This window comes from Nonomuraea sp. NPDC001699 (genome assembly GCF_053596455.1).
This window is the reverse complement of record NZ_JBSFGF010000004.1, coordinates 348,370-361,222: the sequence shown is the minus strand read 5'-3', so window position 1 is coordinate 361,222 and position 12,853 is coordinate 348,370. Positions and strand designations below refer to the sequence as shown.

The 12,853-nt window shown below is 71.5% G+C and carries 16 protein-coding genes; 5 read left to right on the top strand and 11 right to left on the bottom strand.

Annotated elements, in window-relative coordinates; all coding sequences use genetic code 11:
• Together ACWCSU_RS15205 and ACWCSU_RS15200 are read right to left on the bottom strand one after the other, a co-directional pair.
• Complete coding sequence (locus ACWCSU_RS15205; RefSeq protein ID WP_364102640.1) at positions 1-534, bottom strand: C40 family peptidase; 534 nt, start codon at positions 532-534, stop codon at positions 1-3.
• A gap of 74 nt (positions 535-608) precedes the next feature.
• Positions 609-1,619 carry a lysozyme gene (locus ACWCSU_RS15200; protein ID WP_449935495.1) on the bottom strand — a complete coding sequence of 337 codons (1,011 nt, stop codon included), beginning with the start codon at positions 1,617-1,619 and terminating at the stop codon, positions 609-611.
• 252 nt (positions 1,620-1,871) lie between these two features.
• Here ACWCSU_RS15200 and ACWCSU_RS15195 point away from each other — a divergent pair, with 252 nt between their 5' ends.
• The 3 genes from ACWCSU_RS15195 to ACWCSU_RS15185 are packed head-to-tail and all read left to right on the top strand — an operon-like array spanning position 1,872 to position 4,053.
• The gene (locus ACWCSU_RS15195; protein ID WP_357706323.1) at positions 1,872-2,813 is read left to right on the top strand and encodes an ATP-binding cassette domain-containing protein; all 942 of its coding nucleotides are present in this window, start codon (positions 1,872-1,874) and stop codon (positions 2,811-2,813) included.
• Positions 2,794-3,537 carry an ABC transporter permease gene (locus ACWCSU_RS15190; protein ID WP_357706322.1) on the top strand — a complete coding sequence of 248 codons (744 nt, stop codon included), beginning with the start codon at positions 2,794-2,796 and terminating at the stop codon, positions 3,535-3,537. The genes ACWCSU_RS15195 and ACWCSU_RS15190 overlap by 20 nt, the downstream gene beginning before the upstream one ends.
• A 9-nt stretch (positions 3,538-3,546) precedes the next feature.
• Positions 3,547-4,053 (top strand): NUDIX hydrolase, encoded by a 507-nt coding sequence (locus ACWCSU_RS15185; RefSeq protein WP_449935492.1) that lies wholly within the window; start codon positions 3,547-3,549, stop codon positions 4,051-4,053.
• On the opposite strand, the gene ACWCSU_RS15180 is transcribed toward ACWCSU_RS15185, so the two are convergent.
• The 3 genes from ACWCSU_RS15180 to ACWCSU_RS15170 form a co-directional block, all read right to left on the bottom strand.
• Positions 4,050-4,715, bottom strand: coding sequence for a flavin reductase family protein (locus ACWCSU_RS15180; protein WP_357706320.1), 666 nt, complete (start codon positions 4,713-4,715; stop codon positions 4,050-4,052). The genes ACWCSU_RS15185 and ACWCSU_RS15180 overlap by 4 nt on opposite strands.
• A gap of 69 nt (positions 4,716-4,784) precedes the next feature.
• Positions 4,785-5,162 carry a DUF2255 family protein gene (locus ACWCSU_RS15175; RefSeq protein WP_397042094.1) on the bottom strand — a complete coding sequence of 126 codons (378 nt, stop codon included), beginning with the start codon at positions 5,160-5,162 and terminating at the stop codon, positions 4,785-4,787.
• Positions 5,163-5,234: 72 nt separating this feature from the next.
• The gene (locus tag ACWCSU_RS15170; RefSeq protein WP_449935488.1) at positions 5,235-6,110 is read right to left on the bottom strand and encodes a LuxR C-terminal-related transcriptional regulator; all 876 of its coding nucleotides are present in this window, start codon (positions 6,108-6,110) and stop codon (positions 5,235-5,237) included.
• 86 nt (positions 6,111-6,196) lie between these two features.
• Between ACWCSU_RS15170 and ACWCSU_RS15165 the strand changes: the two genes are divergently transcribed.
• Both ACWCSU_RS15165 and ACWCSU_RS15160 read left to right on the top strand, forming a co-directional pair.
• On the top strand, positions 6,197-7,813 hold the full coding sequence (locus ACWCSU_RS15165) for an AMP-binding protein (RefSeq protein ID WP_357706317.1): 1,617 nt from the start codon (positions 6,197-6,199) through the stop codon (positions 7,811-7,813).
• A 178-nt stretch (positions 7,814-7,991) separates the two neighbouring features.
• Positions 7,992-10,481: a cytochrome c oxidase assembly protein gene (locus ACWCSU_RS15160; protein WP_449935486.1), complete on the top strand. Its 2,490-nt coding sequence runs from the start codon at positions 7,992-7,994 to the stop codon at positions 10,479-10,481.
• Between the two features lie 31 nt (positions 10,482-10,512).
• Here the strand turns inward: ACWCSU_RS15160 and ACWCSU_RS15155 are convergent, their stop codons facing one another.
• Genes ACWCSU_RS15155 through ACWCSU_RS15130 form a run of 6 tightly spaced genes read right to left on the bottom strand, consistent with a single transcriptional unit; the run spans position 10,513 to position 12,830 of the window.
• The gene (locus tag ACWCSU_RS15155; protein WP_364102574.1) at positions 10,513-10,824 is read right to left on the bottom strand and encodes a gas vesicle protein K; all 312 of its coding nucleotides are present in this window, start codon (positions 10,822-10,824) and stop codon (positions 10,513-10,515) included.
• Positions 10,808-11,047, bottom strand: coding sequence for a gas vesicle protein (locus ACWCSU_RS15150; protein ID WP_357706314.1), 240 nt, complete (start codon positions 11,045-11,047; stop codon positions 10,808-10,810). Before ACWCSU_RS15150 ends, ACWCSU_RS15155 begins: the two co-directional genes overlap by 17 nt.
• Positions 11,034-11,828 carry a GvpL/GvpF family gas vesicle protein gene (locus ACWCSU_RS15145; protein ID WP_449935484.1) on the bottom strand — a complete coding sequence of 265 codons (795 nt, stop codon included), beginning with the start codon at positions 11,826-11,828 and terminating at the stop codon, positions 11,034-11,036. Before ACWCSU_RS15145 ends, ACWCSU_RS15150 begins: the two co-directional genes overlap by 14 nt.
• On the bottom strand, positions 11,818-12,222 hold the full coding sequence (locus ACWCSU_RS15140; protein WP_449935482.1) for a gas vesicle protein: 405 nt from the start codon (positions 12,220-12,222) through the stop codon (positions 11,818-11,820). Before ACWCSU_RS15140 ends, ACWCSU_RS15145 begins: the two co-directional genes overlap by 11 nt.
• Positions 12,219-12,581, bottom strand: a complete 363-nt coding sequence (locus ACWCSU_RS15135) for a gas vesicle protein GvpO (protein ID WP_357706312.1) — start codon at positions 12,579-12,581, stop codon at positions 12,219-12,221. Before ACWCSU_RS15135 ends, ACWCSU_RS15140 begins: the two co-directional genes overlap by 4 nt.
• Positions 12,582-12,620: 39 nt before the next feature.
• The gene (locus ACWCSU_RS15130) at positions 12,621-12,830 is read right to left on the bottom strand and encodes a gas vesicle protein GvpG (RefSeq protein WP_397042234.1); all 210 of its coding nucleotides are present in this window, start codon (positions 12,828-12,830) and stop codon (positions 12,621-12,623) included.
• Positions 12,831-12,853 lie beyond the last annotated feature (23 nt).

Sequence of the window (12,853 nt, the reverse complement as noted above, 5' to 3'; positions counted from 1 at the left end):
TCAGTACCGGTAGAAGCCCGCGAAGTCCGATCTTCGCCCGATATCGTCAATACGCACCAGAGCCCCCGTCTCAGGTGCGTTCATCATCTTCCCACGGCCCAGATAGATGCCCACATGATGCGTCTTGATCTTATTTTTCGTGATTTTTCCGAAGAAGACTAAGTCGCCGGGCAGTGCCCGCTCGACCCGCCGCATCCTGCGCACGTGGTCGTCGGTGTTGCCGGGGCCGAGCACGTCCGTGCCGTTGGCCAGGGCGTACACCCATCGGGCCAGGCCGGAGCAGTCGAGGCCGCGGGTCCGGGCGGCCGGGCAGGGCTTGATCCGGCCGCTGTAACCTTGGCAGGTGCCCTTCGTGGGGCCGGGCCGCTCGCCGTGGCCGCCGCCCCACGAGTACGTGATGTCGTACCGCTCGATCTCGTACGCGATGCGGACGATCCTGGACGGCACGAACGTCGACAACGGCATGGACGCCGTACCGGCCAGCAGGACGACGAGCAGCACGACCAGCGGGACGACCGGGCCGGTCACCAACACGCTCAACCGCCGCCGCGCCACCCGTTTCCCCTTTAAGCCGAGATCCCGGGATTTATCCTACCTATCGCGATTTATCAGCTTTTGAGGTTAAGCGTGACCGTTCCTACCTTGACGACCACCCCGACCTGGCCCGTCGGCTTCGGCTTGGTGGTGAACGTGAAGGCGGCCTTCTGACCGCGTTCCAGCTTCTCGATCGTGCAGCGCACCGCCGTGCCGCTGAACTTGCAGCCCGGGGCCTTGACCACCTTCTGCCCGCCGTACGCGCGCCCGGAGATCACGATGTTCTCGACGGGGTGCGGGCCGGTGTTCGTGACGGTGACCCGGTAGAGCTTCCTGCCCTTGACCAGGCCGGAGACCGACACCCGGGCGGGCGGGTTGGCCAGCGACCTGAGCTGGGACTCCGTGCCGTTGAAGGAGTTCTGGCCGCCGGCCAGCGAGCCCTTCTCCGCCGACTGCCAGAACGTGTGCCTCTTCCAGCCCTTCGGCAGCTCACCGGGGTCGCCGCCCCAGCGGGCGAGCCAGAGGGGGTTGGCCTTGAACGCCGCGGAGTTGCCGGTGCAGGTCTGCCACCAGCTCGTGGTGGTGTAGATGATCGCGTCCCGGCCGGTCTGCTGCCGGTACTTCTTGGTGAAGTCCTTGATCCAGGTGACCATGTCCTCGGCGGACAGGTCGTAACAGTTGTTCTTGCCGTTCTTGTCCTTGTACGGGTTGTCCTCGATATCGAGGACGCCGGGCAGCGTTTGACCGTCGCTGGTCCAGTTTCCGCCGTTCTGCAGGAAATACTCGGCCTGCGCTGTCCCGTCGGATTCATGCGGTTGCGCAAAGTGATAAGCGCCGCGCAGAAGACCGGCCGTCGCGGCTCCGGCGAACTGCGCGTCGAACCGTGGATTGCGGTAGTTCGTGCCCTCGGTGGCCTGCACGAACGCGAACTTGCCGCCGCCGGAGGCCACGCCCGCCCAGTCCACGTCGCCCGTCCAGTTGCTGACGTCGACGCCGGGAACACCGTCGGCCGCCTCCGCGCCCCCTGTCATGCCGACTGCGGCAATTACCGCAATTAACCACAGACTTTTCACGCCGGAGATCATGACGGAGCCACCACATACACCGCAAGACCTGAAATATTGCGTCTCTTCGCGAAAAATCGCAAAACCCCATGTCGCGGCCCGGAAATCAGCCTCCCGCACCCACCTCCCAGGACGGCGTTTCCGCAGGTCAGAGCCGTACATGAACGTCACATTCGCGTTTGCCAAATCGATATCACCCGGCTCAAACTGAACCGATCCCCGAAAGGGCCCCTGACCAGGGGTTTCTTCGCCATGCCCAGGAGGCGACCACCCATGATCCACACCCGGGGTCTCACCCGAGTGTTCACGCTGAAGAAGGAGACCGTCGAAGCCGTACGCGGCATCGACCTCGACGTCGAACCCGGCCGGCTCGTCGCCTTCCTAGGCCCCAACGGCGCCGGTAAGTCCACCACCCTGCGCCTGCTCACGACCCTGCTCCCGCCCACCTCCGGCACCGCCGTCGTCGCCGGCCACGACGTGACCCGCGACCCGGCCGGTGTGCGCTCCCGCATCGGCTACGTCGGCCAGAAGAACAGCGCGGGCGAGAACTTCCGCGTCCGGGACGAGCTCGTCACGCAGGGCCGCTGCTACGGCCTCAACGTCTCCGACGCCGTCGCCCGGGCCGGCGAGCTGATGCGCCTGCTCGACCTCGAAGACCTGGCCGGCCGCAGGCCGGGCACGCTCTCCGGCGGCCAGCGCCGCCGCCTGGACATCGCGCTCGGCCTCATCCACCGCCCCGACCTGCTCTTCCTCGACGAACCCTCGACCGGCCTCGACCCGAAGAGCCGCGCCGACATCTGGCGGCACATCCTGCGCCTGCGCGAGGCGTACGGGACCACGCTCTTCCTCACCACCCACTACCTGGAGGAGGCCGACGACATGGCCGAACGGGTGGTGATCATCGACAACGGCACGATCATCGCCGACGGCACGGCCGAGCAGCTCAAGAACGACCTGGCCGGCGACACCGTCACGGTCACCGCCGAAACCGCCCAGGACGCCGCCAGGGCCGCCGAGCTGACCGGTGGCCACGCCGAGGGCCTCACCATGCGCCTGCGGGTGGCGAACGCGCCCGCCGCGCTCCCCGGCTGCCTGCGGGCGCTGGACGCCGCCGGGATCAAGGTGACCGCCGCCGAGACCGCCCGCCCCACCCTCGACGACGTGTTCCTCACTCTCACCGGGAGAAGCCTGACCGATGACGACCTTCCTGCGTGACACCGCCACCGTCTTCACCCGCGAGTTCCGGCCGGTCCTGCGCGAGCCGGTGGCGCTGCTGTTCGAGATGGGCCAGCCGCTGCTGTTCCTGTTCCTGTTCGGCGCGCTGCTGGACGGCGCGGTGGGCTCGTCGTGGCAGTGGTTCGTGCCGGGCATTTTGGTCATGATGTGCCTGACCGGGCCGATGTCGGCCGGTTACACGCTGCTGGTGGAGCTGATCGGCGGCTCACTGGAGCGCATGCTGGTCACCCCGCTGAACCGGACGGCGATGCTGGTGGGCCGGGCGCTGAAGGCGATGGTCGTCCTGCTGGCGCAGGCCGTGCTGATCATCGTGCTGGCCGTGCCGCTGGGGTTCGAGCTGTATCCGGCGGGCGTGCTGGCGGGGCTGGCGCAGCTCACCGTCTTCGGGGTGGGGCTGGGGGCGTTCTCGTTCGTCCTGGCCATCCGGTCGGCGCCCGGCGGGACGCTGTTCTACATCGTCAGCCAGTCGATCCTGTTCCCCCTGCTCCTGCTGTCGGGCGTGCTGCTCCCGCTGGACACCGCGCCGGGCTGGCTGCGGGCGGTCGGCACGGCGAACCCGGTCACGTACATCGTCGAGGCCCAGCGCGCGCTGTTCTCCGGCGACCTCGCGAACCCCTCCGTCCTGTACGGCACCGCGTCGGCCTGCCTGGTCGCCGCGATCGGGCTGTACCTGGGCAACCGGGCCATGCGCAAAGGCGTGTGAAATAGGGGCATGACACATGTGGTGGCCTCCTGCGTCGTGCCGTGGATCCCCGTCGACCACCGCCTCGACGTGATCCTCTCCTCGGCCCTCCCGCCCGCCGGCAGCACGACCTCGGCGTTCGCGTTCGTCTCCGACAGCACCGGCAGGACGCTGCTGACGTGCGTCGACCGGGTCGGGCGCGGCTGGGACATCCCGGGCGGCCACCTGGAGGCCGGTGAGAGCGCCACCGAGGCCGTGGTCCGTGAGCTCCAGGAGGAGACCGGTCTTCTCCTGGAGCCGTCGGCCCTGTCGGTCTTCGCGTGGCAGCGCGTCGAGCTTCTGGCCCCGGCCCCCGCCGGCTACCGGTACGCGGCGCTGACGCACATGGTGATGTTCCGGGCCCGGCTGGCCACGCCCGGCGCCGCGACCGCGCCGCCGGCGGGGTCGGAGAGCACGGGCGCGGAGTGGCTGCCCCCGGCGCGGATCAAGGAGCTGTGCGCCGGGCGCACCTGGCTGCCGCTGCTGGAGAGCCTCTAGAGGGTGCGTGCCCGTTCGAGGTCGGCGCTGCGGTAGTGCCGCTCCGGGATGCTGGCCAGCGTGGACGGGTGCACCTGCGGGCCCAGCCCGTACAGCTTCTGGAAGCTCATCATGAGCGGACGCCAGGCGTCGGGGTCGATGTGGTCGTCGGTGCCCTTCAGGCGGATGTCCTCGTGCACCCAGACCCGCTGCACCCGCACCTCGAACGTGAGCACCCCGCCGTCGCCCATCGGATGCGTCTCCTCCACCACGACCTCCATGGCGACCGGGCACTCGGCCACCCTGGGCGCGGCCACCGTCTCCGACGGGACGGCGGTCAGCCCGGCCCGGCCGAACTTGTCCGGCACGAACCGGTAACCGCGCTGGTGCTTGCGCTCGGGCACCGGGTCGCTCCCGGTGGTCAGCGCCAGCCGGTCCACCTGCGGGGCGAGGGCGTCGGAAGGCAGGTTGAGCACGCCTTCGCCGGTCCGCAACAGGTTCTGGGACGTCTTCGACCTGGCCCCGAGCCCCAGCATGCCGCGCCAGCCCAGCCAGAAGACCGACGACATGGGGGCGAGGTTCGGGGTGCCGTCCTCGTTCAGGGTGGAGATCAGGACGACGGGGGTGCCGAAGTAGAGAATGTTGGGCTCAATCCGGACGTGCTCATCCACGACAGTGTTCATGCCTTCCACTGTCGCGGCCGGTGGCGGCCGGGCGCTGGCGGCCTTCGGACCTCTCGTTGCCGGGCGGGGTCAGGAGCGCGGCACGAGCCTGATCGTGGCGGCGCGGGCCTGCCCGCTGACCACCGAGTCCACGATGCTCTCCGAGTAGTGGCGGTACTTGTCCCGGTACGCGGCGTCGATCCGGTCGTTGAGCTCCTGGTCGGCGTCGGCGAACGTGACGCCCTTGTCGACGCCCCCGGCCTGGATCCGGCCCCTGCCCCGCTCCTGGGCGCCGCGGAACCAGGTGCCGTCGCGCCCGTTCACGGCCCGGACGTACAGGTCGTCGTCGAGGCGGACGACCCAGATCGTCACCGGGCGGCGCAGCTCGCCGTCGCCGCGCAGGGACGCGATCTGCAGTTCCTCGGCGGCGGCGATCCGGTCGAGTTCGTCGTTCGTCCAAGCAGTCATGGTGGGGGCCTACCCGGAACCGGTCGACGGCGCTGATGGGCATCGTCCGTTGTTGGTAAATCCGCCGGGGGCTCAGGGGAGGTAGCCGGCGCGCCTGGCCGAGACCACGCTCTCCATCCGGGTGTGGGTGCCGAGCTTGCGCATCGCGCTGCGCAGGTAGCTCTTGACCGTCTCCGGCTTCAGGTCGAGCCGCCGGCCGACCTCGGCGTTGCCGCAGCCGACCGCGACGAGGGAGAGCACGTCGAGCTCCCGGGGCGACAGCGGGTTGGCCGGGACGGGCCCGACGTTCGGCGAGCTCAGCCGGTCGCAGACGCCCTGCAACCGCTCGCGCAGGACCGGGTCGGCGACCTCCTGGGCGATCGAGCGCAGCTCGGCGTGCGCCTCGCGCAGTTGCTCCCATTCGGGGCCGGCGGGCCGTTCGCGGGCGGCGCCGGTGATCGCGGCCGTCTCCAGCGCGGCCACCCGCCGCTCCACCTCGGCGCGTACGGCCAGCTCGACGCCGAGCCGGGCGGCGATCTGGTTCATGCCGTCGAGGACGCGGGTGCCGAGCGGAAGCGGCTCACGGACGCCGCCGTAGAGCAGGCCGTAGACCGTCTCCCCCACCACGACGGGGACGGCCGCGATCGCGCGCAGCCCCTCCACCGCCACCGGCTTGTCGTATTCGTGGCTGATGCGGGAGTCGGTGACGTAGTCCTCGACGCTGCCCGGCCGGGCGGTGACCAGCACCCGGCCGCCCAGGCCGGTGCCGGTGTGGATGGCCAGCCCGCGCAGCACGTCCGTGCGGGCGCCCGTCACCTCGGTGAGCCGCACGGACCCGCCCGGGGTCGACACCGCGCCGCCGAACAGGACGGGCAGCCCGACGACGTGCCGCATCCGGGTGAGGGCGGCCCGCAGGAGCACGGCGGCCTGCGGGGCCAGGGCACTCGACGGAAGGTGTGTCACCGCCATGTCACCAGCATGGCACGCGGCCGGCCTCCCGCGGCTACCCCTGAACGGGGGTAGCGTGCCTCACCGCCCTGGCGGATGCTTCCGGCATGGGTGACTCACTGCTCTCCTACGCGTCCGGCGTATCCGCGCTCCCCCTGCTGGGCGAGACGATCGGGGAGAACCTGGAACGCGCCGCGGCCCGGTACGCCGACCGCGAGGCGCTGGTCGAGATGGCGAGCGGGCGGCGCTGGACGTACGCGGAGTTCGACGCCGCCGTGGACGAGGTGGCGCTCGGCCTGCTGGCCAGGGGCATCGCCAAGGGCGACCGGGTCGGCATCTGGGCTCCCAACTGCGCCGAATGGGTGCTGACGCAGTACGCCACCGCCAAGATCGGCGCGATCCTGGTCAACATCAACCCGGCCTACCGCGCCCACGAGCTGGACTACGTGGTCCGCCAGTCGGGCATGCGGCTGCTGGTCAGCGCCGTCGAGCACAAGACGAGCGACTACCGCGCGATGCTCGCCGAGATCGGCTTCACGCAGGTGGTGTTCATCGGCGAGCCCGGCTGGGACGAACTGGTCGAGACCGGTCGCCGCGCCGACCCCGACGCGCTGCGCGTACGGGCGGCCACGCTGTCCTTCGACGACCCGATCAACATCCAGTACACCTCGGGCACGACCGGCTTCCCCAAGGGCGCGACGCTGTCGCACCACAACATCCTCAACAACGGCTACTTCGTCGGCGAGGGCGTCGGCTACACCGAGACCGACCGTGTCTGCCTGCCGGTGCCGCTCTACCACTGCTTCGGCATGGTCATGGGCAACCTGGGCGCGACCTCGCACGGCGCCTGCGTGGTGCTGCCCGCGCCCGGCTTCGACGCCGAGGCCACGCTGCGGGCCGTGGAGGCCGAGCGGTGCACGTCCCTGTACGGCGTGCCGACCATGTTCATCGCCGAGCTGGGCCATCCGCGTTTCGCCGAGTTCGACCTGTCGTCGCTGCGCACCGGCATCATGGCGGGCTCGCCGTGCCCGGTCGAGGTGATGAAGCGGGTGATCGGGGAGATGCACATGAGCGAGGTGGCGATCTGTTATGGCATGACCGAGACGTCGCCCGTGTCCACGATGACCCGCCGCGACGACGGCCTGGTACGGCGCACCGAGACGGTCGGCCAGGTGATGCCGCACCTGGAGGTGAAGATCGTGCACCCGGAGACCGGGCTCGCGGTGCCCCGGGGCGAGCCGGGCGAGCTGTGCACCCGCGGCTACTCGGTGATGCTCGGCTACTGGAACGAGCCGGACAAGACGGCCGAGTCGATCGACGAGGCCCGCTGGATGCACACCGGCGACCTGGCCACCATGGACGCCGAGGGCTATGTCAACATCGTGGGCCGGATCAAGGACATGGTGATCCGCGGCGGCGAGAACGTCTATCCGCGCGAGGTCGAGGAGTACCTGTACACGCATCCCGACATCGCCGACGTCCAGGTGATCGGCGTGCCGGACGAGAAGTACGGCGAGGAGCTGATGGCCTGGATCGTCATGCGCCCGGACACCGAGCCGCTGACCGCCGAGGCGGTCAGGCGCTTCTGCTCCGGCCGCCTGGCCCACTACAAGGTCCCCCGCTACGTCCACCTGGTCAACGGGTTCCCGATGACGGTCACGGGCAAGATCCGCAAGGTCGAGATGCGCGAACAGGCCGTCACCCTCCTGGGCCTGCACGACTGACCCGCGCCCCGGACGGCTGAACCGGGGCCGGTCGGGCTGCGTACCTTCGCTTGTGCGCCGGAACTAGACGATCACCGCGCCTGGCCCGGGCACGGCCCCTGTGGGAGCATGTGGGGACCGCGCCCGCCCCGGCCGGCGCGGCCGGGTTTCTGGCCTCGGACGACGTGGCGGGTGGCCTATGAGAGCTTCCGCACGGACGTACGCCGTGTTCGCGGTCGGCGTGGGCGTCTTGGTGCTGGTCGCGGTGCTGCGCTTCGGCGGCGGCGCCGGCACGGTGGAGGTCTTCGGGCTGCCCACCGCCGGGCCGGTCACCGACTGGGGCCTGCCGCTGGCCCGCCTCGCCCTCGACCTGTGCGCGGTGGCCTGCGTGGGGACGTTGCTGGCGGCGTCCGTGCTGGCCCCTGGCGGCTCGCCGGAGTCGGAGCGGTGCCTGCGCGCGGCGGGCTGGTGGGCGCTGGGATGGGCGGTCGCCGCCCTGGCCGGTTACGTGTTCACCCTGTCCAGCTTCATCCCGATGCCGGTGGCGAACCTGCTCGAAGAGCCCGGCATGCTCGACTTCGGCACGTCACTGCCGCAGACGCAGGCGCTGCTGGTGGTGCTGGTCACGACGTTCGCGGTGGCGCTGACCACGCTCGTACGGCGGCTGCCCGCCTGGGTCCCACTGGCCGTGGCGGCGTTCGGGCTGCTGCCGCCCGCCTACGTGGGCCATGCCGCCTCGGCGGCCGACCACGACATCGCCGTGTCCGCGCTGATGGCCCACCTGCTGGGGGTGTCGGTGTGGGTGGGCGGCCTGGGCGCGGTGCTGCTGCACTTCCGGCGCTCGGCGGACCTGCGGGTCGTCCTTCCCCGGTTCAGCACGATCGCGTTGTGCTGCTTCGCCGCGGTCGCCTTCTCCGGCCTGGTCAGCGCCTGGGTGCGGCTCGACAGCCTCTCCGACCTGTGGCTGAGCCGGTACGGCCTGCTCCTGCTGGCCAAGGTCGCGGCCCTGGCGGTGCTGGCCTGGTTCGGCCGGCGGCATCGTCTGCGTACCGTCGCCGGGGTGGCCGATCGCGGGGTGCGCCGCACGTTCGTCCGCCTGGCCGTGGGCGAGGTGACGGTGATGGTGGCGGCGACCGGGCTGGCCGTCGGCCTGTCCCGTACCCCGCCGCCGCCCGGCGCGGGTGGCGGGCACGACCATCCCGTCCTGGAGTACGCCCTCGCGCCCTTCTCGCCCGGCGCCCTCCTCAGCGAGGTGCGGCTCGACCCGCTCGTCCTGCTGCTGCTGGCGCTGCCCGCCGCCGGCTACCTGGCCGGCCTGCGCCGGGTGCCCGGCTGGCCGGTCCTCCGCACGCTCTCCTGGCACGCCGGGCTGGCCCTGGCCGCGGTCGCGCTGCTCGGCGGGGTGGGTGGCTACGCGCGGGCGATGGCGTCGGCCCAGGCCGTGCAGCACGTCGTCCTCGCCGTCGTCGCGCCGCTGCTGCTGTGCGCGGGCGCGCCGCTCACCCTCGCCGCGCGGGCCACCGGCCCCGGCTCCCAGTACGGCCCGCTCGGCGACCGCGCCTTCGGGCGGCGTCTCACCCGTCCCGCCCTCCTGACGGCCGCCGTCCCGCTGCTGCTCCTGCTGCTGTACGGGACGGCGTGGCTGCCCTGGTCGCTCGCCGGGTACGCGCCCCACCTGGTCACCATGGCCGGGTCCGCCGGGGTCGGCCTGCTGGTCGCCTGGGCGGTGCTCGACCTCGACCCGTTGCCCAGGCCGTTCCCGTGGGCCGCGCGGGTCCGGCTGCTGGCGGTGGCCGCCGTCGCGTACCTGGGGCTCGGGACGTACCTGCTGGTGGGACCGGCGGTCGCGGCGGACTGGTTCTCCCTGGCGGCCCCGCTCGGGGTGCCCGACCCGCTGGCCGACCAGCGCGTGGCCGGGGCGGTGTTCCTGCTGGTGCCGCTGGCCGCCTTCGCGTTCCCGGCCGTGCGCCTGGCCCTGCGGCGGCAGGCCGCCCGCGCGCGGCGCCCCCGGCCCGTCCTAGACTCCTCCCTTATGGGCGATCTCCCGGTCTACGACGTTGTCCTGCTGCCTCCGCACGACGTCAACGCTCAGTCCGTACGCCTGAGCCGGCGCTGCGCGGAGGCCACCGCGACCGAGTTCGTCCTGCGAGAGGACGGCCTCTACCCGCACATCTCGCTCTACATGGCCAACTTCACCCCCGACGGGCTCGACGAGGCCGTCGCGCTGCTGCACGAGCTCAGCCGGCGCACCTCCGCGATGCACCTGGAAGGCGAGTCCTTCGCCGCCAACGAGCACGGCATGGTCGAGCTGTTCTTCCGGAAGACGGACGCGATCACCCGGCTCCAGGAGGACGTCGTCACCGCGCTCGGCCCGTTGCGCACGGGCCTGCGCCACCTCGACCCGGTCGGCCGCGTCCTGGCCGACCACCGGCTCACCGCGCCGCCCACGGCCCGCGCCAACCTCGACCTGCACGGCTACGACGAGATCGGCGACCTGTTCCGCCCGCACATCACCCTCACCCGGCTCCAGCGGCCGGACCACCCGCTCGACCTGGGTCTCCTGGCCGAGCCCGCGGCCTTCACCGCCACCTACCAGACCCTGGCGCTGTGCGTGATGGGCGAGCACGGCACCTGCACCGAGATCGTCGAGACCTTCACCCTGGACACCGCCCCCGTCACCCCGTACTGAACGGTCCGCCTCCTCGGCCTGCGCGCCTGCGTCAGTCCGTGGGGAGCAGGGTACCCAGGGGGCCGAGGTCGAGGTTGAGGTCGGCGGGGGACAGGCCGAAGCGTTCGCAGAGCTCGGCCATGGCCTCCTCCAGCCGCATCAGGGTCAGCCCCACCGCCTCAAGCTGCTCCTCCGACAGGTCGCCGTTGTCCATCCGCCGCACGCACTGACGTTCGACGAGTTGGCGGATCAGCTCGACCAGCGTCAGCACCAGCCGGCTCAGGTCGCGCTCCACCGAGTCGGCGTCCGTCTCCAGCCGCCATTCGCCGCGTCTCGCCGTCCGCCCGTCACTCCTGCCCGTCACGTCGCATCCCTCCTTCGACCGCGTCGCCCTCCCTGACGCTCACCAGCAGGGCCCTCAGGGAGATCCGTACGAGGTCGATGCCGGAGATGGACAGCACGACGTCGCCGATCACCACCGCCCCGCCCGCCAGCAGGCGGTCCAGCAGGTCGACGAGCGCCACCCGCTGCTCGGGAAGGCGGCCCTCGGCGGCGAGCCGGCCTCCTCTCGGCTCAGGAAGCGTCACCGTGGGCCGCCTCACCCTCCTGGTCGAGCGCGGCGAAGGAGTAGGGCGCCCAGGGGCCGACGAGTTCCACGGCGACGCCCTGCCCGACGACGTCCTCGATCACCCGGGTGAACTCGGCGGCGCGTTCCTCGTCCACCAGGTAGGCGCCGTTGAGGACCATCTGCTCCCGGCGTCCGGACAGCTGCGGGTCCTGGGCACGGTGGCGACGGCCGACGACGGCGACGTGCATCAGCGCCTCGTGCACGGCCTGGGCGTGCTCGGCGGCCCGGCGCCAGTCGGCCTCCCGCCCGCGCAGGGCCGCCCGGCGGCGGTTCAGGTACGCCGCCCCCGGCGACGCGCCCCGCGGACCGTCCACCGGCTCGGCCGCCGGCTCGGCGGGGACCGGGACGGCGTACGCCTTGACGCCCCACTCCTGCCGGCCCGTCACCCGCGACAACACCGCGTCGAACTGCTCGTGCCGCTCGTCGAGAAGCTCCCGTACCTGCGCCTCTCCCGTGTAGACGGTGACCAGCCGCACCGGGGCCGTGGACCGCAGGCCGGCGATGGCCTCCACCACCCGGTGATGGGTGCGCGCGGTCTCCTCCAGCCAGGCCAGGTCCTCCATCGAGCGCCGCAGCGCCTCCTCGCCGAACTCCTCCAGCGAGACCGTACTGAGGAAGGCGGCCAGGCCCGCGTGCACGAGACGGCGCACGGGCGCGCCCGCCACGCCGGTCAGGCCGTCGGGCCCCTCGCCCTCCGCACGCGTGACCGCGTACAGGTAGACGCCCTCATCAGTGGCCACGCTCGACCGCCTCAGGCCCGTGACCGGACACGTGCCCGGCGTCGCCGCTCGGCACCACCCGCGCGGACACCATCTCCTCCAGCGCCGCGAGACGGCGGCGCAGCTTGCGGTTCTCCTTCGCCAGCTCCTGGGTGCCGCCGGTGAGCCACGGATCGTGCTCCCACCAGTCGATGCCCATCTCGCGGGCGGTGTCCACCGAGGCGATGAGCAGCCGCAGCTTGATCGTCAGCAGTTCGATGTCGAGCAGGTTCACCTGGATGTCGCCGGCGATCACCACGCCCCGGTCGAGCACGCGCTCCAGGATGTCGCCGAGGTTGGCCGACTCCCTGCCGCCATGGCCGGACTGCATCGAGGACCCGGGAAGGTACGGACTCGGCCGCACGTTGGCGCTCACCGCGCCCCCTCGGCCAGGTCACCGCTGCCCCGCTTGTAGCGGCGCACCCGGCGGTAGGACAGAAGGTCGCCCGCCATGTCGAGCTCGATCTCGTACAGGGCCAGGGTGTCCCCGGACGACGGGATGCGCCGGTCCTCCACGATCTCCACGCCGACCAGCCACCCGTCCTCCGCCGGCTCGACCAGCGTGACGGACTCGGCCTCCTTGCCGGTCAGCTCGGTCATCATGCGCAGCCCCACCCCGGCCACCGCGGCGGCCGGGAGGTCCGCCGAGCGCGTACGAGGCGGCCCCTCGCCGCTGATGTCCGCGCTTCCCGTTCCTGGCGCGTGCTTGCTCCCGGTTCCCTGCCTGGCAGGCACGAAATCACCCCCGTACTCCCCCGATGCGGCGCGGGCGCCTCACCAGCCGACCATCCCCTGCAAGATCTCCTCGACCGCCCGCTCCTCCTCCTCCTCGGAGATCCGGCCGGCGGCCCTGGCCTGCTCCACCTCCTCCAGGCGGCGCCGGACCACGGCCGGATCGTGCAGCTCCCGCTCGACCTGGTCGCGCAGGAGCTCTCCGAGTTTGACGACCGCATAAACCGGCATAAGTGGCCAGCCAAAAAGCAACGTCCCCAGTCCCAAGGATGTTC